Consider the following 19,797-nt stretch of genomic DNA (forward strand, 5'->3'; position numbering starts at 1 on the left):
TACTGGGTTCGGGGCCAAAGTCCCGGATTCCCGCGGTTGTCTTGTGGATACCGCAGTCAGTCCCGGGTGCAGTCAGTTACCAGCGTCCGTTGCGCGGGCGGGGCTGGCAGACCGGGCAGGTGTGGGATGAGCGGTTCATGAACTGCTCCCGGCGGATGGTGGCATGGATTCCTGCCGCGGCGCACCGCTTGCACGGCTCCCCTTCGCGGCCGTAGGCGTTCAATGACCGGTCGAAGTAGCCGGACGCACCGTTGACGTTGACGTAGAGGGAGTCGAAGCTGGTTCCGCCGGCAGCAAGGGCTTCGAGCATGACCGTGCGGGCACTTTCCACGACTCTTTCGGCCTCGGCCCTCCGCAGGGTGTCCGTGGGCCGGGCATAGTGCAGCCGCGCAGCCCACAGGGCTTCGTCAGCGTAGATATTGCCGATACCGGAGACCAAGCCCTGGTCCAGCAGCGCCCGCTTGAGCCCGGTTCTACGCTTGCGCAGGCGGCGGTAGAAAAGATCGAAGGAGAAGGCCGGGTCCAGCGGATCCCTGGCAATGTGCGCTGCCTCTTCCGCAATCAGTGCAAGGGGGGACTCGGCAAGACCGCCTGGACCGCCGTCGTCCGTGGGGACCATCGCCGTGACGAACAGTCCGCCGAAAATCCGCTGGTCTACGAAACGCAGCTGTGACGGCATGCCGTCACAGCTGCTGAGCCGGAAGCGGACCTTGAGGTGCTTTTCGTCCGGCACGTCCCGGTCCTGCATCAGGAGCTGGCCGCTCATGCCAAGATGCGCCATCAGCGCCACCGCCGGGATGTCACCGCTTCCAGGCGTTTGCCCGCCTTTGAGACGCGAGCTGTCCAGCAGCGGCATCCACAGGAACTTGCCCCGGCGCACGACGTCCGCCACCAGGGCACCCTCAAGATTGCCGATGAAATCTTCGGTTCCCAGGGCATGGCGGCGGATGGAACGCGGGTCCAGGACGTCGACGGCTTCGATGGTACGGCCGCGGACCCAGCTCACCAGGCCGCGGCGCACCACTTCCACCTCGGGCAGTTCGGGCATGCGCTACTTCGCTGCTACGGAACCAGCTGACGTGCCGGACGCGTCGGTGGATTTGGCTCCGGAGAGGAGACGCCAGGCATCGGCGGCGGCTTCCTGCTCCGCTTCCTTCTTCGAGTGGCCGGCGCCCTTGCCATAGGCCGTCCCGCCAATGTTCAGGACAGCCGTGAAGGTGCGGGCATGGTCCGGGCCGGCACCGTCCACAGCGTAGTGGATGGTTCCCAGCTGCCGGCTTGCCGCAAGCTCCTGGATGCTGGTCTTCCAGTCGGTACCGGCGCCCAGTACGGCAGCGTCCTTCAGCAGCGGACCGATCAGCCGCATGACCAGCTGGCGGGCGGTCTCGATGTCATTGGACACGTACGTGGCACCGATCAGCGCTTCCATGGTGTCGGCCAGGATTGACGCCTTGTTTTTGCCTTCGGTGAGCTTTTCGCCCTGTCCAAGGTAGATGTAGTCGCCGATGCCGAGGCTGCGCCCGATATTTGCCAGGGCGCGGGTACTCACCACTGCGGACCGCCGCTTTGCCAGGTCCCCTTCAGGAAGGTCCGGGTTGTCCCGGTAGAGGGCATCCGTCACGGAGAATCCCAGGATGGAGTCACCCAGGAATTCGAGCCGTTCATTTGTGGGAATGCCGCCGTTCTCGTAGGCGTAGGAACGGTGTGTCAGCGCAAGACGAAGCGTCCCGGCGTCAATAGTGACACCGAGACGCTTCAGAAGCTCTTCAATTGAAGACATCTGGTCAGCCTGAGTGGCCGATTAGACGTCAGCGACCTTGCGGCCCTTGTACTCAAGGAACAGCGCAGTGCCAGCAGAGTCGGTAACGACCTTCGCCTGGTGCGGCAGGCTGTAAGTAACCTGGCCGTTCTCAACGGTCTTCACCAGGTGGGGGGCGGTCGCCTTCCACTGCGAGCGGCGGGCGCGGGTATTCGAGCGAGACATTTTCCGCTTGGGAACAGCCACGGCTAACTCATTTCTCTCTAGACAAACACGTACAAATCAATTTTGCCGGTCAGGCTTAGCCATATCAGCTAGGGCAGCCCAGCGAGGATCAATGACCTCGTGGTGGTGCCCCGGCTCGTCTTCCAGGCGAACTCCGCATTCGGAGCAAAGGCCCTGGCAGTCTTCCCGGCACACCGGCTGGAACGGCAGCATGGTAACAACCGCGTCCCGCAACACCGGTTCAAGATCGATTAGATCGTGCTCGACTCGACGTTGCTCTTCATCATCTTCTTCGTCCGAAAGCTGAGCGCCTTCGTAGAAGAAAAGTTCTTGCACATTGACCTCCAGGTCATACGCAAGGGGATCCAGGCATCGGCCGCATTCACCAGATACTTCGGTGAGGGCGGTTCCTGATACCAGAATTCCTTCGTGTACGGCCTCAAGCCTCAGATCCAGCTCGACATCCGAGCCTTCCTGAACACCAATGAGCGGCACACCAAGATCACTTGGTGCGGGTACATGTTCCTTCAGCGTCCGCATGCTTCCCGGGCTGCGACCGAGATCCTTGACATCGAACACCAAGGGCGAACCAGCATCTCTTTTAATGAGAACTCCTGTTGAACATATGACCGACGTACTATTTTAGCCTGAAGAATCCCGGGGACTCAAACCGGGGTGCCGGCGGGCTGGAAGTACCGGACTAGCCTACCGCCTGGGCTGTTGATCCTGCGCAGGCTCGCCAGCAAGCATCCGCCGCTGCACCGATCTGGGCACATAGTCGGACACGTTGCCGCCCAGGCCGGCCACTTCCTTGATAAGGGTGGATGACAGGTGGACATAGTGGGCCTCGGCGGGCAGGAACACGGTCTCCACACCGCTGAGCTGGCGGTTCATGGTGGCCATGGGCAGCTCATAGTCGAAATCGGAGGACGACCTTAGCCCCTTCACGATCGCGGAAACACCACGCTGGCGGCAGTACTCGGCCAGCAAACCCTCCCCCACCGGCTCAACAACGATCCCTTTGAGCGAGGCCAGGGTTTCCCGGGCCATCTCCAGCCTCTCGTCCAGGGTGAACCTGTACTTCTTGGCGTAATTCGTGGAGATGGCCACGATGACTTCGTCAAAGAGCCCGGCCGCCCGCGCAATAACCTCAAGATGGCCGTTGTGGATGGGGTCGAAGGATCCTGGGCAGACAGCTCGTCTCATGCTCCGAACCTACCCCATTAAAAGCCCGGGATAACATGACTGGATGCATCCTCGACGGGAACATTCCCCAGCTCCTGCCCCATGGCAGCGCACGGCCCTCGGCGCCAATCTCCTGGCGCCCGACGGCGGCCTGGGCGTAACGATCTTCGAGGAAATGACCGGCTTGGCGGTCCGGACGGGCGCAATCAACCTGGGCCAGGGCTTTCCGGACGAGGACGGGCCGCTGGAAATCCGCGAGGCGGCACGCGCTGCCATCAGTTCAGGAGCAAACCAGTACGCCCCGGGCAAGGGAATCCCGCTGTTGCGGGAAGCTGTGGCAGCCCACCAGGAGCGCTTCTACGGCCTGGCGCCGGACCCCGAAACAGAGGTGCTTGTCACCACCGGAGCCACCGAAGGCATCGCGGCGTCCCTCCTGGCCTTTGCCGGCCCCGGTGACGAAGTGCTCACCCTCGAACCCTTTTACGATTCTTACGGTGCGGTGATTGGCCTCGCGGGTGCCACCCATGTGACCGCACCGCTCGTGGCGCCGGACTTCCTCCCGGACATGGCCGCCCTCGAAGCAGCGTTCAGTGAACGGACCCGGGTTGTGCTGCTCAACAATCCCCACAATCCCACCGGGGCCGTCTTCCCACGGAGCGTCCTGCAGCGGATTGTGGAGCTGGCCCGGAAGTACGACAGCATCATCATCACGGACGAGGTTTATGAGCACCTGACGTTCGGCGTCAGCCACATCCCGGTCGCCGGCCTTCCGGGGGCAGCAGAGCGGACCATCACCATCTCCTCGGCCGGAAAGACCTTTTCGCTCACCGGCTGGAAAGTGGGCTGGCTTTCCGGGCCGGCAGACCTGGTGGCGGCAGCGCGGACCGTGAAGCAATTCCTTACGTACAGTTCCGGGACGCCCTTCCAGGCGGCCATTGCCGCCGGCCTGGCCCTGCCGGATGCCTTTTACACGGGCATCGCCGCTGAGCTGGAGCACAAGCGGGACATTCTTAGTGCCGGGCTGCGCGCCGCCGGCTTTGAGGTCTTCTCCCCGCAGGGCACCTACTTCGTCAACGTGGACACAGCCCCCCTGGGCATCACGGACTCGGTGGACCTTGCCAGGCGGCTGCCTGCCCTGGTGGGCGTGGCGGCCATACCGGTCCCGGTGTTCTGCCACCCGGAAGGAGCGGAACGGACGCGCGGCCTGCTCCGGTTTGCCTTCTGCAAGAAGACCGCCGTGCTTGAGGAAGCAGCCGGAAGGCTGGCCACCCTGGGCGAAAAGCTCTGATGTCCGCCGAGAACACCGGCCATGCCACCAGGTTCCTGCGCAGCACGGGCCAGCACGCCGCCATTCATCCGGACAGTTTCACAACGGGCAGCTATGTGTTGAGCATTGGCGGCGCCGAGCAGTCCCACGTCAACCTTGGCCACCCGGAAGAGATTTTCTACGAGTACCTCCGCAGGATCGGGCACCTGGTGGACCTTTCAGCCCCTCCGGGAGAGCCGATCCGGGCGTTGCACCTGGGCGCCGGAGCGCTGACGCTGGCCCGCTACATCCAGGCCACCCGGCCCGGGTCAGTGCAATATGCGGTGGAACTGGAGCGGGAACTGCTCGATTTTGTCCTGCGTCAGCTTCCGCTTCCGGACGGAACGGACCTTCACACCATCACCGGGGATGCCAGGGACGCCCTGGGGGAACTGGACCCTGGGCTTACCTTCGACGTCATCATCCTCGACATTTTTTCCGGGCCCGAAGCCCCCACCCATCTTGCCTGCGCGGGCTTTTACCGTGAAGCGCGGGAGAAGCTGGGCCCGGAGGGTGTGCTGGTGGTCAACGTCGGTGACGAGCCGGGACTGACGCTGGTGCGCAGCCAGGTAACCGCAATGCGGCAGGCGATGGCCGACGTCGCTGCCGTCGCCGAAGCGGGCATGTTCGAGGGCCGGTACCCGGGCAACATCATCCTGGCAGGCACGCAGATGCCATGGCCAAGGGAATGGTCCTTGGAACTTGTGGCCCGTGGCCCCCACCCCGCCAGGGTGTTGGCCGGAGTGGACCTCGACCCCCTGGCGGGCTAACGCCTATTGGGTTTGCCCCTCCGACTCTGCCGCCTCGGGAATGTCCTCGCCGGCAATCGCGTCCGGCACATACGGCTCGGCAAACCACAGCCTGGTTTCGCCGTATTTCTTTTCCGCGAACCGCGCCAAACTGCCGGGCCATCCAGGCTCCGGGGAACGGGATGAGCGTTCCACCACCACCACCGCCGCCGGCGCGAGATGCGGGGCCAGTTTCTCCAGCACAGCGGACAACGCCACCTCCTCAAGGGGATACGGCGGGTCCAGGAAAACCAGGTCCCAGCTTGCGGACGGCGCGGCACGGTCCAGGAACGGCTCAACCTTGGACCGGTGCACCGTTACCGCTTTGCGCCCCAGGACCCCGTTGAGGAGGTCCGCGTTCCGCTGGCAGACGGCGCTTGCCTTGGCCTCGGATTCCACCAGGTCCACGGCCTGGGCGCCCCGGCTGCCGCTTTCGATTCCCAGCGAACCGGAGCCTGCGTAAAGGTCCAGCACCCGGGAGCCGGATATGACGTCGAAAGCGTCAAGGCGGGAAAACAGTGCTTCCTTGACGCGGTCCGTGGTGGGGCGGGTCAAGGAGCCGGGAACCGCTGACAGCGGGGTGCCGCCGGCGGCACCGGCTATGATCCGGCTCATTCTGGCCTCCTTGCTCCACCGGCGTATCCGGCTCCCCTGTTATCCGCGTTCAAGGAACGCCTCCTTCTCCGGGTTGAGGTACTTCTCGATGGCATCCGCCAGTTCAGGGTGGCGGGACAGGAAGGGGTCCGCGGCCACAATGTCCTGCGCGTCCTCCCGGGCGCGTGCGATGACGTCCTCGTGCTCCAGGACACGCAGCAGCTTCAGGGTGGAACGCCCGCCGGACTGGGAAGCTCCCAGGATGTCACCTTCACGGCGGAGCTTCAGGTCCTCCTGTGACAGGACGAAGCCGTCGGTTGTCGCGGCCACCGCTTCCAGCCTCCGCCGGCTGGGATGGCCGGGCTCGAGTGCCGTGACCAGCAGGCAGGTGCCGGGCAGGCCTCCGCGGCCCACCCGGCCGCGGAGCTGGTGCAGCTGGGAGATGCCGAACCGGTCGGCATCGAGGATGACCATCAGCGTTGCATTGTGGACGTCCACGCCCACCTCGATCACGGTGGTTGAGACCAGCAGTTTGACGGTGTTGTCCACGAACCCGGCCATCGTTGCCGATTTCAGCTCGGGGTCCTGGCGGCCGTGCAGCGGAGCCAACGGCACCCCTGACAGGGAGGGTTCACCCTGCAGGTGTTCGACGACGCCTGTCACCGAGGCGAGTTCCCGCTGGCTTTCCTCCGTGTCGAGGCCAGGTGGTTCCGCCTCTCCGGGGCTGAAGTCGCCGTCGTCGTCGGTGCCGATCTTGGGACAGACGACGTAGACCTGGTGGCCGGCGTCGACCTCCTCGCGCGCGCGGGCCCAGATCCGGCCGGCCCACGCAGGGTTTTCCGCGAGGCCCACCAGGTGCGTGGTGATGGGCGCCCGGCCCTTGGGCAGTTCGTCAAGGGTGGACGTTTCCAGGTCCCCGAAGACGGTCATGGCCACCGTTCGGGGAATCGGAGTGGCAGTCATGACCAGCAGGTGCGGCGGTTTCCGGGCTTTGGCGCGGAGTGCGTCGCGCTGCTCGACGCCGAACCGGTGCTGCTCGTCCACCACGATCAGGCCGAGGTCGTAGAAGGACACATTATCGCTGAGCAGGGCGTGGGTGCCGATGACGATCCCGGCCGTTCCGGACGCGGCGTCCAGCATTGCCTGCCTGCGGGCGGCCGTCGGCATGGACCCCGTGAGCAGGGTGACCTGTACGGATGCGTCGTCCCCGCCGCCCAGGCCGCCCAGCAGGCCATCCCTGGACAGCGGGCCAAGGGTGCGGCGGATGGAATCATAATGCTGCGCGGCAAGCACTTCGGTGGGGGCCAGGAGGGCCGCCTGTCCCCCGGCGTCGACCACCTGCAGCATGGCACGCAGCGCCACCACCGTCTTGCCGGATCCCACCTCACCCTGAAGCAACCGGTTCATGGGGACATCGCTGGCCAGCTCGCCAGCCAGCGTCTTGCCCACAGCGGCCTGGCCGTCGGTCAGGGTGAAGGGGAGGCTGCGGTCGAACGCTGCGCGTACCCCGTCAGGACGGGGCCGCCGCGCGGTGGCCTCCTCCGACGCCAGCTGGGCCCTGCGCCGGGCCAGCGCCGCCTGCAGGACCAGCGCTTCCTGGTACCGGAGCCGCTCCCGCGCCTGCTTCCAGTCCGCGGCCGATTCGGGTGCATGGATCAGCCGGTACGCCTGGTGGAGGGGCAGGAAGCCCTCCCTTTCAGCCACGGCCGGTGGAACGGGGTCCGGCAGTGAGGCGAGGTCCGCTGTCTCCAGCAAGGCGGCGACCACCTTCTGGATCTTCCAGCTCGGAAGCTTTGCCGTTGCGGGATAGACGGGGATGGGCATGGCGGCCAGCTTGCCGGCGTCCTGCCCGCCGGTGGAAAACGGCTCCTCGTCCAGGACGTGGTAGTCGGGGTTAGTCAGGCCCAGGGATCCCTTGAAGCTGGTGACCTTGCCCGAGAACAGGGCCCTCCTGCCCGGCAGCAGTTCAGCCTTGGCCCGGTAACCGTTGAAAAAGCTGATCTTGAGCGTACCCGGGACTTTCCCCCGGTAGTCGGTGCCGCCCACAACGCGCAGCCCGGACTGGCCGTCGTCGTCGGAAATGACGACGTCGGTGATGGTTCCCTTCCGGGCGCGCATGGTCCGGGTACTGCTGGAGAGCACCCGTGCGATCAGGGTGACGTCCTCATCGAGCGGAATGTCGCTGATGGGCGTCAGTTCGCCGCGGGTCAGGTAGCGGCGTGGAAAGTAGTTCAGCAGCTCCTCGACCGTGGTGATGCCCAGGTGCTTTTCGATGACGGCGGCGGAACGTTTGCCGATGCGCCGTTCCAGGGCCAGGTCCAGCTCAGCGTTCATGCCCGGCGGTGTTGACTGCGTCGGCGTCGGGGTCCCTCGGCAGCGCGAGTTCACTGATGCTGATCTGCGAGGGTTCGCCGAGGGACCGGATGATGGCGACGGCAGGATCCGGATTCGGCACGTGGACGTGGACCCGCCAGCGGTAGTTCCCGCCCGCGTCGGCGCCGCTGCCCACCTGGCTCATGATGACGGATTCCCCGATTTCGTCCAGTCGCTGCCGGAGGGTGGCGGCGTTCAGCGGGGACAGGCTGATGGTGCACATGACCTCCACGCCGTCGTCGTCCGGCATGTCGGCATGGATGTGGGGGTCCGCGACGTCGTAGCCGTGAAGGCCGTCCAGAAGTTCGCTCTGCAGCTCCACTCCCATGACCGCGGAGCGGAGGCAGTCAAGGATCAGGAGCATGCCGACGCCGCCGGCATCCACAACGTGCGCGGTGGTCAGGGCATCGAGCTGGTCCTCCGTCTGGATAACCGCTGCGAGCGCCCCCTCAACGGCGGCATCCAGGGCCAGGCCCAGGGCATGGTTGCTGTCATCTCCGTTCTGCCCGGCGTCGACTGCAGCCGCTGCGCGCGCCGCGGCTTCCATGACGGAGAGCATGGTGCCCGGCACGGGGTCGCTCAAGGCGGACCAGGCGCGGATCTGGGCCCGGTTCAGGGCCGCAGCCAGAAGGGTGGAGGTCAGCCGGGTGTGGCCCTCCAGCGGCTCTGCCGCGGCGCAAAGGAATACGGAGAACAGCGTCCCGGAATTGCCCCTTGCCTCTTCAAGGGCAGCCTGCCCTGCGGTGGACAGGACGGCACCAACGTCCATCTGCGCCGGCTGGTCCGCGCCGGCGGCGAGGGAGTGCGCTGCTGCCCGGACGGTCAGGTACAGGTTGGTGCCGGTGTCCCCGTCTGCCACGGGGAAAATATTGATGGCGTTCAGGCGGTCGCTGTGGTTGCCCAGGGCAGTTTCAGCCTTACCCAGCCACCTCTTCATCGCTTGCGCGTTGGCGGCAACCTTAGTGTGCAAAGTGATCCCATCCCCCGGTGTCCGCGGACCGGCCCGCAATCCTGACGCCCGGAACCTCGTTGATTCCCAGTGCTTGTACCGAGCCTATCGCAGTGAATCCGGGAGGCAGCTGAATGCCGGACGGGAATGTGGCAAGCAGCCCGTGGTCCTCCCCGCCGCTGAGGATCCATTCCTTGGCATCGACTCCGAGCAGCTCTGCGGCCGGCTGCAGGACGGATGCCAGCCGCACCAGTTGCTTTGGGTCGAGGTCAACAGCCACCTGGCTGGCAACCGCCAGCCGGCTGCCATCGCGGACCAGTCCGTCCGAAACGTCCAGCATGGCGCTGGCCCCGGCAGTCCTGGCAGCAGGACCGGCCGACAGTGGAGGCCGCGGCCGGCATTGCAAATCGAGGAACACCCGCTGTTCCGGGCTGATACGGTCCACGGGTACCTCCGATTCGAGCAGCGCGAGGCCCGCAGCAGCGTGGCCTGCCGTGCCTGCCAGCGCCAGGACATCGCCGGGCCGCGCACCGGAACGCAGGACCGCGGCGCCGCCGTCGAGCGTTCCCAGGACGGCCACCGTAACGGAGATTTCCCGCCCCCGGCCCAGGTCGCCTCCGGCAACCGAGCAGCGGCCTGCACCGAGTTCCCGGATCCCCGCGGTGAGCCCGTCCGCCAGGTCCTCAACCCAGCTGACCGGGGTGTCCGGCGGCAGCGTAAGGCTTACCACCATGGATGTTGCGGTTGCCCCCATGGCGTTGATGTCGCTGAGGTTCTGCGCTGCTGCCTTCCACCCCACGTCGTAGCCGGTGGTGCGGTAGCCGTTGGCCCAGGCAAGGCGGAAATCCTGGTCCTCGACCTGGGTATCGATGCTGATGACGGTTCGTCCGTCGGGTACGGCAAGCACCGCCGCGTCATCCCCCGGGCCAAGGAGTGTGGCCTCGGTGTGCCGGTTGTCCATGGCAAGCCTGGGAAAGATCCTGGCCAGCAGTTCGGCCTCGGACAGTCCGGCCACGACCGGCTGCCGTTCCGGGCTGCCGGGCTCCAGGATAAAGGAGTCCGGAGGTACAGGACCGGCGCTGCTCCCGCCGGCGGGAATGGATTCACTGTTGCTCAGGGGCTTTTCAGGCACGGCACTACGCTACAGCGCGGCCCTGACAATGGGTGCCTTCGGGCCGCCCACCTACCGGCCGGACAGCACCCGGCACGGAACGGCCACCTGCCAGGTGGCGGGCGTCACCGCGATGACAGCCTCGGCCAGCGAGGGGTCAGCCGTACACTGTGCGGCGGCAGCCTGGACCCCGGTTGTCCACTCGGGCCCGGTCTGCCTGGCAGGCGTTGCCTCGAAATAGCTGGTGGACAGGAAAACCGCCATCAGGACAGGAGCCAGGTACCTGGCCCGGTTGCGCCCGATGACCCCCCTGTCCTCAGCCACGGCGCAGGCCATGGGCACCAGGGCAAGCAGGAACATGGAAGGCGTAACCGCATAGCGGAAGAACGTGAAGCCGGACAGCCAGTCGTCCTTCGAGAAGTTCGCGAAATCGAATTCCGGTGAGGGATTGAGCACCGTGGCGGCCGCCCAGCAGGCCGCGGCAGCGCCCGCCGCATACAGGGCTGCAACTTTCCAGCGGGCGCGCCCGTAGACGGCGATGTAGGTGAGCAGCCCGAGAATGATGATGGAGGGGACAACGACGGCAAAGCCACCGAAAGTCACGACGTTCAGCGCCATCCTGCCGGCGTCCTGTTCCCAGATCGAGCCGACCGCCTGCAGGATAAATCCGTAGATGACGGACAATGGCTGCATGGAGTCCAGGCGGGGCGTTTCCGCGTAGCGGGGATCCGCGACCGTCGCCAGCAACTGGAGCCCGATGCCGGCAACCAAGGCCAGCGGGGCCGCATAGTTCCGCCTTTTCACCAGTGACCACAGGGCCAGGGGCAGGAAGATACCCACGATGATCTCGGTGGTGGCGGCGGCCAGGGTGGCAACAAAAAGCCCGGCACGCCCCACCCATCCACGCGGCTCGTAAACCAGCAGCCATGGGCAGAGCCAGAGCAGGTACCAGTGCAGGTTGGCAACGTTCCCCAGGACTTCAAGGGGGCCCAGGGGGACCAGGACCGGGATCAGGGCCAGCATCAGGCGGTAGCTCCGGTGGGGGAAAATCTGCGCGGACAAGAAGTAGGTGGCCACGGAAACTGCGGCCACCACCACGCAGCTCAGGAAGGAGACAAGGGTGGCATAGGCGTCGATTGGAGCGGCCGTATAGGCAATGCCGGAAACAATCCGCGGGATGGTGTGCAGGTAGCCCGCGTAGGGGTCGGTGATGCTTTGCCAGGCACCGATGGACATCGTGTCGGCCAGGAAGACTGCCGCGTCCTCGGCCCAGAGCGTGCCACGGGTCACTTCCGGAAGCCGGAACCATGCGAGGAAGCCCAGGCCCGCGACGGCGGCAAGCACACCCGCTGCCCTGATGCTGCGTGCGCGGATGGGCCGGGATGTCTTTGCTTCTGGATCCAGCCTGTGGGATGGCACAGCAACAGCGGTATTTTTCATGATGAAGCCAGCTTATAAGGGCGCGTAAGCAACAGGGCACTTCGGCAGCCGGGCGCTGTCAAGAGGGAACAGCCGGGCGATTGGTCTTGCCACGCGCAAGCCGGGATGATGGAAAAATGCACCGCCCCACGCCTTCCCTGCCCGTCCGTGCCGCCAGGATTGCACTGGTTGGAGCACTTGCCGCTTTCTCCCTGGCCGGGTGTTCCCCTGCCGTGGACGTCACAGCCGCCAAGGATGCTGCCAATCCGGCCTGCGCCCCCATGATGGTGTCACTGCCGGATGCGATTGGAGAAGCGCAGTTGCGGAAGACCAACAGCCAGGGAACCGCGGCATGGGGCGACCCGTCCCTGGTCATCCTGCGCTGCGGTGTCAATGTGCCAGGGCCGACGACAGACCGGTGCGTGACCGTGAACGGCATTGACTGGGTCATCAAGGAGGGCGACCCGGTGTGGACACTGACAACCTATGGCCGTGAACCGGCCACCGAGATCCTCATGGATCCTGACAAGATCAGTTCGGCCACGGTCCTCGCTGACCTTGCCACATCGGCCGGAAAAATCCCTGCCACCCGGAACTGCGTTGGCCAGGAAGAGCTGCAGGACCTGCCGCAGAGCCAATAGGAAGGCCCCTCCGGAATACTCCGGAAGGGCCCTCCGGGGGCACGTCAGCGCAGGCCCGTCTTCCGGTTCAGCGCCAGGTGGATGAGCTCGTCGATCAGGTCGGGATAGCTCAGCCCCGACGCGGCCCACATCTGCGGGTACATGCTCTTGGGCGTGAAGCCCGGCATAGTGTTGATCTCGTTGATCACCAGTTCGCCTTCGGGCGTGTAGAAGAAATCCACCCGGCTCAGCCCCTCGGCGCCGACGGCGTCGAACGCTGCCGCGGCAAGTTCACGGACCCGGGCGATGGCTTCCTCGGGGATGTCGGCGGGACAGCTCAGTGCCGCTGCATTGTCCTCCACATACTTTGCCTCGAAGTCATAGAACTGGTGGCCGCCGCCGGCCACGGAAATCTCGCCGGGCATCGAGGTCCGCGGGGCGTCGGTGCCCCTGCCTTCCAGCACGGCGCACTCAATCTCGCGGCCCGTAATTCCTGCCTCAATGACAAGCTTGAGATCATGCCGGCGTGCCGCCTCGATGGCGGCGTCCAGGTGCTCCAGGGAGTCCACCTTGGAGATCCCCATGGACGAACCGGCGCGGGCCGGCTTGACGAAAACGGGGAAACCGAGCCGATCCACCTGCTTGCGGACGGCTTCCGGATCCTTGCGCCACTGCCGGTCCGTGACAGCAATGTATGGGCCCACCTGCAGCCCGGCAGCCTCGAAGACCACCTTCATGAAGTGCTTGTCCATGCCCACCGCGGAGGCCAGGACCCCGGCGCCGACGTAGCGGGTGTCTGAAAGCTCCAGCAGTCCCTGGATGGTGCCGTCCTCGCCGAACGGGCCGTGCAGCAACGGGAAGACCACGTCAACGGTCCCCAGCTCCTTCGGGACTTCGTTGGGTGCCGCCACGATCAGCTGGTGCTCGCCGCCGATCTCGGCGAGCGTGACAGTTTCCGCCGACGGCGCAACCTCCGGCAGCGCCGATGAGGAAAGGGACCATTGGGCGGTGTCGGCGGAGGCCAGCACCCACTGCCCGGACTTGGCGATTCCGATCGGAATCACCTCGTACTTGTCCTTGTTAATGGCGCCGAGAACTCCGGCAGCGGTGACGCAGCTGACGGCATGCTCGCTGGAGCGGCCGCCGAAAAGTACCGCGACCCGGGGTTTGGCCGGTTTGCCTGCGGTCAGGTTGTCATGGGACATGGTCAGTAATCGCCTTCAGGTTTCAGTTCCCGGGACAGCAGGACAGTCCCCAGTTGGTTAACGGACAGCTTGCCGGCAAGCACTGCCACGACGGCGGCCGTGATGGGCATGTCCACGCCAAGCTTGCCCGCCAGTTCGTGCACGGCCTGGCCCGACTTTATGCCCTCGGCTGTTTGGGTCATCTTCTGGCCCACTTCCTCGAGGGTGAGGCCCTGGCCGAGAAGCCGCCCGGCGGTATGGTTCCGGGACAGCGGCGACGAACAGGTGGCCACCAGGTCGCCCAGGCCGGCGAGCCCGGCCATGGTTTTCGCATCACCGCCCAAAGCCAGGGCCAGCCGTGAGGTTTCCGCAAGTCCGCGGGTGATGACCGAAGCCTTGGTGTTGTCCCCCATCTGCTTGCCCTCGCAGATGCCCACGGCCAGAGCGATGACGTTCTTGACGATGCCGCCGATCTCGACACCCACCACGTCCGAGGTGGTGTAGGGCCGGAAGTACGGCGCGGTGCAGCTTCTTGCCAGCCAGCCGGCGACTGCCGGTTCCGCGCAGGCCACCACGGAGGCGGTGGGTTCCTCGCGGGCAATCTCCATGGCCAGGTTGGGGCCGGAGACGACGGCGATCCGGTCGTTGGGCAGGTCCAGCTCCTCCTGGATGACCTGGCTCATGCGTGCGTCGGTGCCGAGCTCAAGGCCTTTCATGAGGGAAACAACGATGGCCCCCGGCGAGATCAGGGCCTTCCATTCGCGCAGTTGCGGCCGCAGTGACTGGGCCGGGACCGCCAGGACCACGAGGTCGGCCCCGTGGAGCACCTTACGGACGTCGGTGGAGGCTGTGATGCTGGCGGGAAGGGCGATGTCCTTCAAGTACTGCTCATTGCGATGGCTGCCGTTGATCTGTTCAACCACTTCGGCGCGCCGGCCCCAGACCCTGATGGCCCGCGGCGAGTCCGCGGCAATGGCGGCATCGGCCAGGATCTTCGCAAATGTGGTCCCCCATGATCCGGCGCCGAGCACGGCCACGGACTGCGCAGAACCGGTCAGGTCCGCGTTAAGCGTCACTGGGCATCCGTCCCGTTGGCGGACTGCTGCTGTCCGCGTTCAACGAACCTCCCGTGCTTTGCCTGCTGCTTCCGCGCCGGATCCCAGCGCTCGGCCGGCGGCTGCTCACCCCGCAGGTCAGCCAGGAGGCCGGTGATGGCGTCCATGATGACGTCGGTGGCCGCCGTGAGGGTGGCTTTGTCCAGGGGCTTTCCGGAGAACGCGCTGAGGTCCACCGGCTCGCCAACAACAACCCGCGACTTTTTCCGCGGGAAGAGATGGAACCGTTTGCCATAGCGCGGAAAGACCTCGTGCGCGCCCCAGTGGGCAATCGGCACCACGGGGATGCCGCCCTCAAGGGCCAGACGTGCCGCGCCGGTGTGGCCCTTCATCGGCCACAGGTCGGGATCGCGGGTGAGGGTTCCCTCGGGGTAGATGATGATGGCCCCGCCCTCGGCGACCACTTCCTGGGCGACCTGCAGGGATCGGTTCGCCCCCGCCGTCGAACGTTCCACCGGGATCTGCTTGGTGGCCCGCAGTACCCAGCCCAGGACCGGAACCTTGAAGAGTGCGGACTTCGCAAGGAAGTGCGGCGCGCGCTTGTGGTTGTAGAGGAGGTGGCCGATGATCAGGGGGTCGATCTCGGTGCAGTGGTTTGGCGCGGCAATGAAGCCTCCCGCGGGCAGCTTTTCGGTGCCCTCCCACTTCTTGTCCATCATGAGGTTGAACAGGGGACGTACTATCGCCGCGACCGCCACGAAGGTCGCGCGGCTCTTGGCCGATTCCTTCACCGTCCCCCGCTACTTCTTGGTGGTGATGTCGAAATCGGCACCGAGTCCGGCGAGCTTTTCGGTGAAGCGCTCGTAGCCACGGTTGATGATGTCGATGCCGGTGACCCGTGAGGTTCCGGTAGCTGCCAGCGCGGCGATCAGGTGGCTGAAGCCGCCGCGGAGGTCCGGCACGTCAATGTCTGTTCCCTTGAGCTGGGTGGGGCCGGAAATCACTGCCGAGTGCAGGAAGTTCCGCTGCCCGAACCGGCAGGGGACGCTCCCCAGGCATTCGCGGTGGACTTGGATGCTGGCTCCCATCCTGATGAGGGCGTCTGTAAAGCCGAACCGGTTCTCGTAGACCGTCTCGTGGACGATGGACACGCCCTCAGCCTGCGTGAGGGCCACCACCAGCGGCTGCTGCCAGTCGGTCATGAAGCCGGGGTGGACGTCGGTTTCCAGGACCAGCGGGTTCAGCTTTCCACCCGGGTGGTAGAAACGGATCCCGTCCTCGCCGATGTCCATTCCGCCGCCCACCTTGCGGTAGGTGTTCAGGAAAGTCATCATGTCGCGCTGCGATGCACCCTCAACGAAGATGTCGCCGCGGGTGACCAGGGCGGCGGAGGCCCAGGATGCGGACTCGTTGCGGTCGGACAGGGCACGGTGGTTGTAGCCGCCCAGGTCGCGGACACCCTCGATGCGGATGGTCCGGTCGGTCTGGACGCTGATGATGGCGCCCATCTTTTGCAGCACGGCGATGAGGTCAATGATCTCGGGCTCGGTTGCTGCACCGGACAACTCCGTGATGCCTTCGGCGCGGGTGGCGCTCAAGAGCACCTGCTCCGTGGCGCCCACCGACGGGTACGGCAGGGAAATCTTGGCGCCGTGAAGTCCCTTGGGGGCGGAGATGTGGATACCGCCGGGACGCTTCTCCACCACGGCTCCGAACTGGCGGAGGACATCCAGGTGGTAGTCGATGGGGCGGTCGCCGATTTTGCAGCCACCCAGGTCCGGGATGAAAGCTTCGCCGATCGCATGGATCAAGGGTCCGCAGAGCAGGATGGGAATCCTGGAATCGCCGGCGTGCGCGTCGATCGCAGTGCTCGGCGCCGTCTTCGCGTCCTTGGGATCAAGGGTGAGATCTCCGTTGACAGGGTCTTTGACCACCGTGACGCCGTGCAGTTGCAGCAGGGAGGTGACGACCTCCACGTCCTTGATTTCCGGGACGTTCCGCAACACCGACGGTTCATTGCCCAGCAGCGCGGCCACCATGGCTTTGGGAACCAGATTCTTTGCCCCCCGGACGCTGACGCGGCCTGTAAGCGGGACTCCGCCGCGGATTGTCAGAACACTACTCATATACCGGTTTCCTCACGATTACTCGCCCCCAAATCCTTGCAAAGGCTCCAACCAAGCATAGGAGGTCGTGTTACCGAACCGAAATACGCGGGCCCCGCCGACGTGGTGTGGCGGGGCCCGGGTACTGCGGACGGAAGCTCTGGAGCGGTCAGGAAAGCCTGGCCGGCAGGGTTTTCGGCTTGAAGGCGGGGCGGGTGGCCTCGTACGCAGTGATGTCCGCCTCGTGCTGCAGGGTCAGCCCAATATCGTCCAGGCCTTCCAGCAGGCGCCAGCGGGTGTAGTCGTCGATCTCGAACGGCGCCACGATGTTGCCGCACACCACTGTCTTGGATTCCAGGTCCACTGTAACTTCGGTGCCCGGAGCATTCTCCAGCTCTTTCCAGATCAGCTCGATATCATCCTGGGCCACCTGCGCGGCGAGCAGTCCCTGCTTGCCCGAATTGCCGCGGAAGATGTCCGCGAACCGGGATGAAAGGACCGCTTTGAAGCCGTAGTCCTTCAGGGCCCACACCGCATGCTCACGCGAGGACCCGGTGCCGAAGTCCGGGCCGGCCACCAGGACAGAACCGGCCTTGAACGGCTCCTGGTTCAGGATGAACGAAGGATCCTTGCGCCAGGCGGAGAACAGGGCGTCCTCGAAGCCGGTGCGGGTGATCCTCTTGAGGTAGACCGCGGGGATGATCTGGTCGGTGTCGACGTTGCTCTGGCGCAGCGGGACGCCGACGCCGGTGTGCTTGGTGAACTTTTCCATGGCTGGCCCCTAGGCTGCGTCGGTGCGGATGGCGGTTCCGGCAGGCTTCGCCGCCGGTTCAGGGGCCGGGCCGAGGTCCGACGGCGAGCTGAGCGTGCCGCGGATGGCTGTTGCCGCGGCAACCACCGGGGACACCAGGTGGGTGCGGCCGCCCTTGCCCTGGCGTCCTTCGAAGTTGCGGTTGGAGGTGGAGGCACAGCGCTCCCCCGGCTCCAGCTGGTCCGGGTTCATGCCCAGGCACATGGAACAGCCGGCGAAGCGCCATTCGGCACCGAAGTCCTTGAACACGCGGTCCAGGCCCTCGGCCTCGGCCTCCAGGCGGACCCGCGCGGACCCGGGAACCACCAGCATGCGGACCTGCGGGTCCTTTTCCCGGCCCCGGATGATGTCAGCCGCTGCACGGAGGTCCTCGATCCGGGAGTTGGTGCAGGAACCCAGGAAGACGGTGTCGACGCGGATGTCCTTCATGCGCGTGCCGGCCTCAAGCCCCATGTACTGCAGGGCGCGCTCCGCTGCCGCCTTGGCGTTCTCGTCGCCGAAGTCCTCCGGCGACGGCACGGATTCGGACAGCGATACGCCCTGGCCCGGGTTGGTGCCCCAGGTAACGAAGGGCTCCAGGGCGTTGGCGTCCAGGTCCACCTGCGCGTCGAAAACGGCGTCGTCGTCGGTCTTCAGCGTGTTCCAGTATTCGACGGCGGCGTCCCAGTCGGCGCCCTCCGGCGCGTGCGGGCGGCCCTTCATGTATTCGTAGGTGGTTTCATCCGGCGCCACCATGCCGGCGCGGGCGCCCGCCTCGATGGACATGTTGCAGATGGTCATCCGGGCTTCCATGGACAGGGCGCGGATGGCTGATCCGCGGTATTCCAGAACGTAGCCCTGGCCACCGCCGGTGCCGATCTTGGCGATAACGGCGAGGATGATGTCCTTGGCGGTAACCCCGGGACGGAGGGTGCCCTCAACGTTGATGGCCATGGTCTTGAACGGCTTCAGGGAGAGCGTCTGGGTGGCCATCACATGCTCCACCTCGGACGTCCCGATGCCCATCGCCAGCGCACCGAAGGCACCATGGGTGGAGGTGTGGGAGTCGCCGCAAACCACGGTCATGCCGGGCTGGGTCAGCCCCAGCTGCGGGCCCACCACATGCACGATGCCCTGTTCGGCGTCGCCCAGGCTGTGCAGCCGGACGCCGAACTCGGCACAGTTGTTACGCAGGGTCTGGATCTGGGTGCGGCTGGTGAGGTCGGCGATAGGCTTGTCGATGTCCAGCGTCGGAGTGTTGTGGTCCTCCGTGGCAATGGTCAGGTCCGGACGTCGCAGCTTGCGTCCGGCCAGGCGCAGGCCTTCGAAGGCCTGCGGCGACGTGACCTCGTGGACCAGGTGAAGGTCGATGAAGAGAAGGTCGGGCTGGGCGTTGGCTCCGTCGCCGTCACCTTTGCGCACCACGTGCGCGTCCCAGACTTTCTCGGCCAATGTCTTTGCCATGGCCAGCTCCCTTCACTGCTGTTGTGATTGATTGTTCCAACTGAATCAGGACGGCTTCACCGTGCGCCAGCCGAAAGATTTGCATCTCAGATATTGAGACGGCAATATCATTACATGGACAATTCTAGTGGAGTCGGTGTCATTGATAAAGCTGCCCAGGTGCTTGATGCACTCGAGGCCGGCCCCACCACGCTCGCACAGCTGGTGGCTGCCACGGGCCTGGCGCGGCCCACTGTCCACCGCCTTGCCCTCGCGCTGGTCCACCACCGGCTGGTCAGCCGGGACATCCAGGGACGCTTCGTCCTGGGCAGCAGGCTCGTTGAGCTGGCGTCCGCCGCGGGCGAGGACCGCCTGATCGCCTCCGCTGGACCTGTCCTGATGCAGCTCCGGGACGCCACCGGCGAGAGCGCGCAGATCTTCCGCCGCCAGGGCGACTGGCGCGTATGCGTGGCCTCGGCGGAACGCCCCATCGGCCTGCGCGACACCATTCCGGTCGGCACCCAGCTGTCCATGAAGGCAGGATCAGCTGCGCAGGTGCTTCTTGCGTGGGAGGACCACGACCGCCTGCTGGAGGGCCTGCAGTCCGCCCGTTTCACGCCCACCGTGCTGGCGGGCGTACGACGCCGGGGCTGGGGCCAGAGCCTCGGCGAACGTGAGCCGGGGGTCGCCTCCGTCTCTGCACCGGTACGCGGCCCGTCCGGCCGCGTGATCGCCGCCGTGTCCATCTCCGGTCCCATCGAGCGGCTCACCCGCCAGCCCGGCCGGCTGCACGCGGAAGTGGTGTGCAACGCCGGGCGCATCCTCACCGAGGCCCTGCGCAAGAACAACGACTGACGGGTCCCGCGCGGCGCCAGGCCCCGGGCGCTAGGC

Annotated in this window: 20 protein-coding genes; 4 read left to right on the forward strand and 16 right to left on the reverse strand. The window is 65.8% G+C overall.

Translation table 11 applies throughout. The annotated features are described in order from the left end of the window. Positions 1-76: 76 nt before the first annotated feature. The 5 genes from mutM to coaD all read right to left on the reverse strand — a co-directional run bounded on the left by mutM (position 77) and on the right by coaD (position 3,190). Positions 77-1,048 carry a bifunctional DNA-formamidopyrimidine glycosylase/DNA-(apurinic or apyrimidinic site) lyase gene (gene mutM, locus AC5RT3_RS09845; protein ID WP_494124051.1) on the reverse strand — a complete coding sequence of 324 codons (972 nt, stop codon included), beginning with the start codon at positions 1,046-1,048 and terminating at the stop codon, positions 77-79. A gap of 3 nt (positions 1,049-1,051) precedes the next feature. Beyond that, entirely contained in the window at positions 1,052-1,780 is a 729-nt protein-coding gene (rnc, locus tag AC5RT3_RS09850) for a ribonuclease III (protein ID WP_494050687.1), read from the reverse strand. 21 nt (positions 1,781-1,801) lie between these two features. Continuing rightward, a complete protein-coding gene (rpmF, locus tag AC5RT3_RS09855; protein WP_009356569.1) occupies positions 1,802-2,005 on the reverse strand; it encodes a 50S ribosomal protein L32 in 204 nt (67 codons plus the stop codon). A 36-nt stretch (positions 2,006-2,041) separates the two neighbouring features. After that, entirely contained in the window at positions 2,042-2,566 is a 525-nt protein-coding gene (locus tag AC5RT3_RS09860) for a YceD family protein (protein WP_494124052.1), read from the reverse strand. A gap of 123 nt (positions 2,567-2,689) precedes the next feature. Continuing rightward, positions 2,690-3,190 carry a pantetheine-phosphate adenylyltransferase gene (coaD, locus tag AC5RT3_RS09865; RefSeq protein ID WP_494008560.1) on the reverse strand — a complete coding sequence of 167 codons (501 nt, stop codon included), beginning with the start codon at positions 3,188-3,190 and terminating at the stop codon, positions 2,690-2,692. A 43-nt stretch (positions 3,191-3,233) separates the two neighbouring features. Here coaD and AC5RT3_RS09870 point away from each other — a divergent pair, with 43 nt between their 5' ends. Together AC5RT3_RS09870 and AC5RT3_RS09875 are read left to right on the forward strand one after the other, a co-directional pair. After that, positions 3,234-4,457, forward strand: a complete 1,224-nt coding sequence (locus AC5RT3_RS09870; protein WP_494124053.1) for an aminotransferase class I/II-fold pyridoxal phosphate-dependent enzyme — start codon at positions 3,234-3,236, stop codon at positions 4,455-4,457. Next, positions 4,457-5,245 carry a spermidine synthase gene (locus tag AC5RT3_RS09875; protein WP_494050690.1) on the forward strand — a complete coding sequence of 263 codons (789 nt, stop codon included), beginning with the start codon at positions 4,457-4,459 and terminating at the stop codon, positions 5,243-5,245. Before AC5RT3_RS09870 ends, AC5RT3_RS09875 begins: the two co-directional genes overlap by 1 nt. A gap of 3 nt (positions 5,246-5,248) precedes the next feature. On the opposite strand, the gene rsmD is transcribed toward AC5RT3_RS09875, so the two are convergent. The 5 genes from rsmD to AC5RT3_RS09900 form a co-directional block, all read right to left on the reverse strand. Further along, on the reverse strand, positions 5,249-5,905 hold the full coding sequence (rsmD, locus tag AC5RT3_RS09880; protein ID WP_494008983.1) for a 16S rRNA (guanine(966)-N(2))-methyltransferase RsmD: 657 nt from the start codon (positions 5,903-5,905) through the stop codon (positions 5,249-5,251). Positions 5,906-5,917: 12 nt separating this feature from the next. Continuing rightward, entirely contained in the window at positions 5,918-8,191 is a 2,274-nt protein-coding gene (locus tag AC5RT3_RS09885) for an ATP-dependent DNA helicase RecG (RefSeq protein ID WP_494124054.1), read from the reverse strand. Further along, positions 8,181-9,167, reverse strand: a complete 987-nt coding sequence (locus AC5RT3_RS09890; RefSeq protein WP_494051333.1) for a DAK2 domain-containing protein — start codon at positions 9,165-9,167, stop codon at positions 8,181-8,183. The genes AC5RT3_RS09885 and AC5RT3_RS09890 overlap by 11 nt, the downstream gene beginning before the upstream one ends. A 22-nt stretch (positions 9,168-9,189) precedes the next feature. Beyond that, a complete protein-coding gene (thiL, locus tag AC5RT3_RS09895; RefSeq protein ID WP_494051334.1) occupies positions 9,190-10,227 on the reverse strand; it encodes a thiamine-phosphate kinase in 1,038 nt (345 codons plus the stop codon). A 135-nt stretch (positions 10,228-10,362) separates the two neighbouring features. Next, a complete protein-coding gene (locus AC5RT3_RS09900) occupies positions 10,363-11,709 on the reverse strand; it encodes a hypothetical protein (RefSeq protein ID WP_494124055.1) in 1,347 nt (448 codons plus the stop codon). Between the two features lie 137 nt (positions 11,710-11,846). Here AC5RT3_RS09900 and AC5RT3_RS09905 point away from each other — a divergent pair, with 137 nt between their 5' ends. Further along, complete coding sequence (locus tag AC5RT3_RS09905; protein ID WP_494050693.1) at positions 11,847-12,350, forward strand: DUF3515 domain-containing protein; 504 nt, start codon at positions 11,847-11,849, stop codon at positions 12,348-12,350. Between the two features lie 44 nt (positions 12,351-12,394). Here the strand turns inward: AC5RT3_RS09905 and AC5RT3_RS09910 are convergent, their stop codons facing one another. The 6 genes from AC5RT3_RS09910 to leuC all read right to left on the reverse strand — a co-directional run bounded on the left by AC5RT3_RS09910 (position 12,395) and on the right by leuC (position 18,927). After that, on the reverse strand, positions 12,395-13,534 hold the full coding sequence (locus AC5RT3_RS09910) for a D-alanine--D-alanine ligase family protein (RefSeq protein ID WP_494050694.1): 1,140 nt from the start codon (positions 13,532-13,534) through the stop codon (positions 12,395-12,397). A gap of 2 nt (positions 13,535-13,536) precedes the next feature. Further along, complete coding sequence (locus tag AC5RT3_RS09915) at positions 13,537-14,589, reverse strand: NAD(P)H-dependent glycerol-3-phosphate dehydrogenase (RefSeq protein WP_494050695.1); 1,053 nt, start codon at positions 14,587-14,589, stop codon at positions 13,537-13,539. Further along, positions 14,586-15,359, reverse strand: a complete 774-nt coding sequence (locus AC5RT3_RS09920) for a lysophospholipid acyltransferase family protein (protein WP_494050696.1) — start codon at positions 15,357-15,359, stop codon at positions 14,586-14,588. Before AC5RT3_RS09920 ends, AC5RT3_RS09915 begins: the two co-directional genes overlap by 4 nt. A gap of 9 nt (positions 15,360-15,368) precedes the next feature. Next, positions 15,369-16,694, reverse strand: coding sequence for a UDP-N-acetylglucosamine 1-carboxyvinyltransferase (murA, locus tag AC5RT3_RS09925; protein ID WP_133346377.1), 1,326 nt, complete (start codon positions 16,692-16,694; stop codon positions 15,369-15,371). Positions 16,695-16,842: 148 nt separating this feature from the next. After that, positions 16,843-17,445 (reverse strand): 3-isopropylmalate dehydratase small subunit, encoded by a 603-nt coding sequence (leuD, locus tag AC5RT3_RS09930; RefSeq protein WP_494050697.1) that lies wholly within the window; start codon positions 17,443-17,445, stop codon positions 16,843-16,845. Between the two features lie 9 nt (positions 17,446-17,454). After that, positions 17,455-18,927 (reverse strand): 3-isopropylmalate dehydratase large subunit, encoded by a 1,473-nt coding sequence (leuC, locus tag AC5RT3_RS09935; RefSeq protein WP_494050698.1) that lies wholly within the window; start codon positions 18,925-18,927, stop codon positions 17,455-17,457. Positions 18,928-19,041: 114 nt separating this feature from the next. Between leuC and AC5RT3_RS09940 the strand changes: the two genes are divergently transcribed. Continuing rightward, the gene (locus tag AC5RT3_RS09940) at positions 19,042-19,761 is read left to right on the forward strand and encodes an IclR family transcriptional regulator (protein ID WP_009356552.1); all 720 of its coding nucleotides are present in this window, start codon (positions 19,042-19,044) and stop codon (positions 19,759-19,761) included. The last annotated feature ends 36 nt before the right edge of the window (positions 19,762-19,797 follow it).

This window comes from Arthrobacter sp. Y3221159 (assembly GCF_059089885.1).

Bases quoted from the DNA above. Each gene is read 5' to 3' on its own strand.
- AC5RT3_RS09940 (WP_009356552.1), top strand. From the start codon at position 19,042: ATGGACAATTCTAGTGGAGTCGGTGTCATTGATAAAGCTGCCCAGGTG.
- AC5RT3_RS09875 (WP_494050690.1), top strand. From the start codon at position 4,457: ATGTCCGCCGAGAACACCGGCCATGCCACCAGGTTCCTGCGCAGCACG.
- coaD (WP_494008560.1), bottom strand. From the start codon at position 3,190: ATGAGACGAGCTGTCTGCCCAGGATCCTTCGACCCCATCCACAACGGC.
- AC5RT3_RS09905 (WP_494050693.1), top strand. From the start codon at position 11,847: ATGCACCGCCCCACGCCTTCCCTGCCCGTCCGTGCCGCCAGGATTGCA.
- rnc (WP_494050687.1), bottom strand. From the start codon at position 1,780: ATGTCTTCAATTGAAGAGCTTCTGAAGCGTCTCGGTGTCACTATTGAC.
- AC5RT3_RS09870 (WP_494124053.1), top strand. From the start codon at position 3,234: ATGCATCCTCGACGGGAACATTCCCCAGCTCCTGCCCCATGGCAGCGC.
- AC5RT3_RS09885 (WP_494124054.1), bottom strand. From the start codon at position 8,191: ATGAACGCTGAGCTGGACCTGGCCCTGGAACGGCGCATCGGCAAACGT.
- AC5RT3_RS09910 (WP_494050694.1), bottom strand. From the start codon at position 13,534: ATGTCCCATGACAACCTGACCGCAGGCAAACCGGCCAAACCCCGGGTC.
- mutM (WP_494124051.1), bottom strand. From the start codon at position 1,048: ATGCCCGAACTGCCCGAGGTGGAAGTGGTGCGCCGCGGCCTGGTGAGC.
- murA (WP_133346377.1), bottom strand. From the start codon at position 16,694: ATGAGTAGTGTTCTGACAATCCGCGGCGGAGTCCCGCTTACAGGCCGC.
- leuC (WP_494050698.1), bottom strand. From the start codon at position 18,927: ATGGCAAAGACATTGGCCGAGAAAGTCTGGGACGCGCACGTGGTGCGC.
- leuD (WP_494050697.1), bottom strand. From the start codon at position 17,445: ATGGAAAAGTTCACCAAGCACACCGGCGTCGGCGTCCCGCTGCGCCAG.
- AC5RT3_RS09890 (WP_494051333.1), bottom strand. From the start codon at position 9,167: ATGAAGAGGTGGCTGGGTAAGGCTGAAACTGCCCTGGGCAACCACAGC.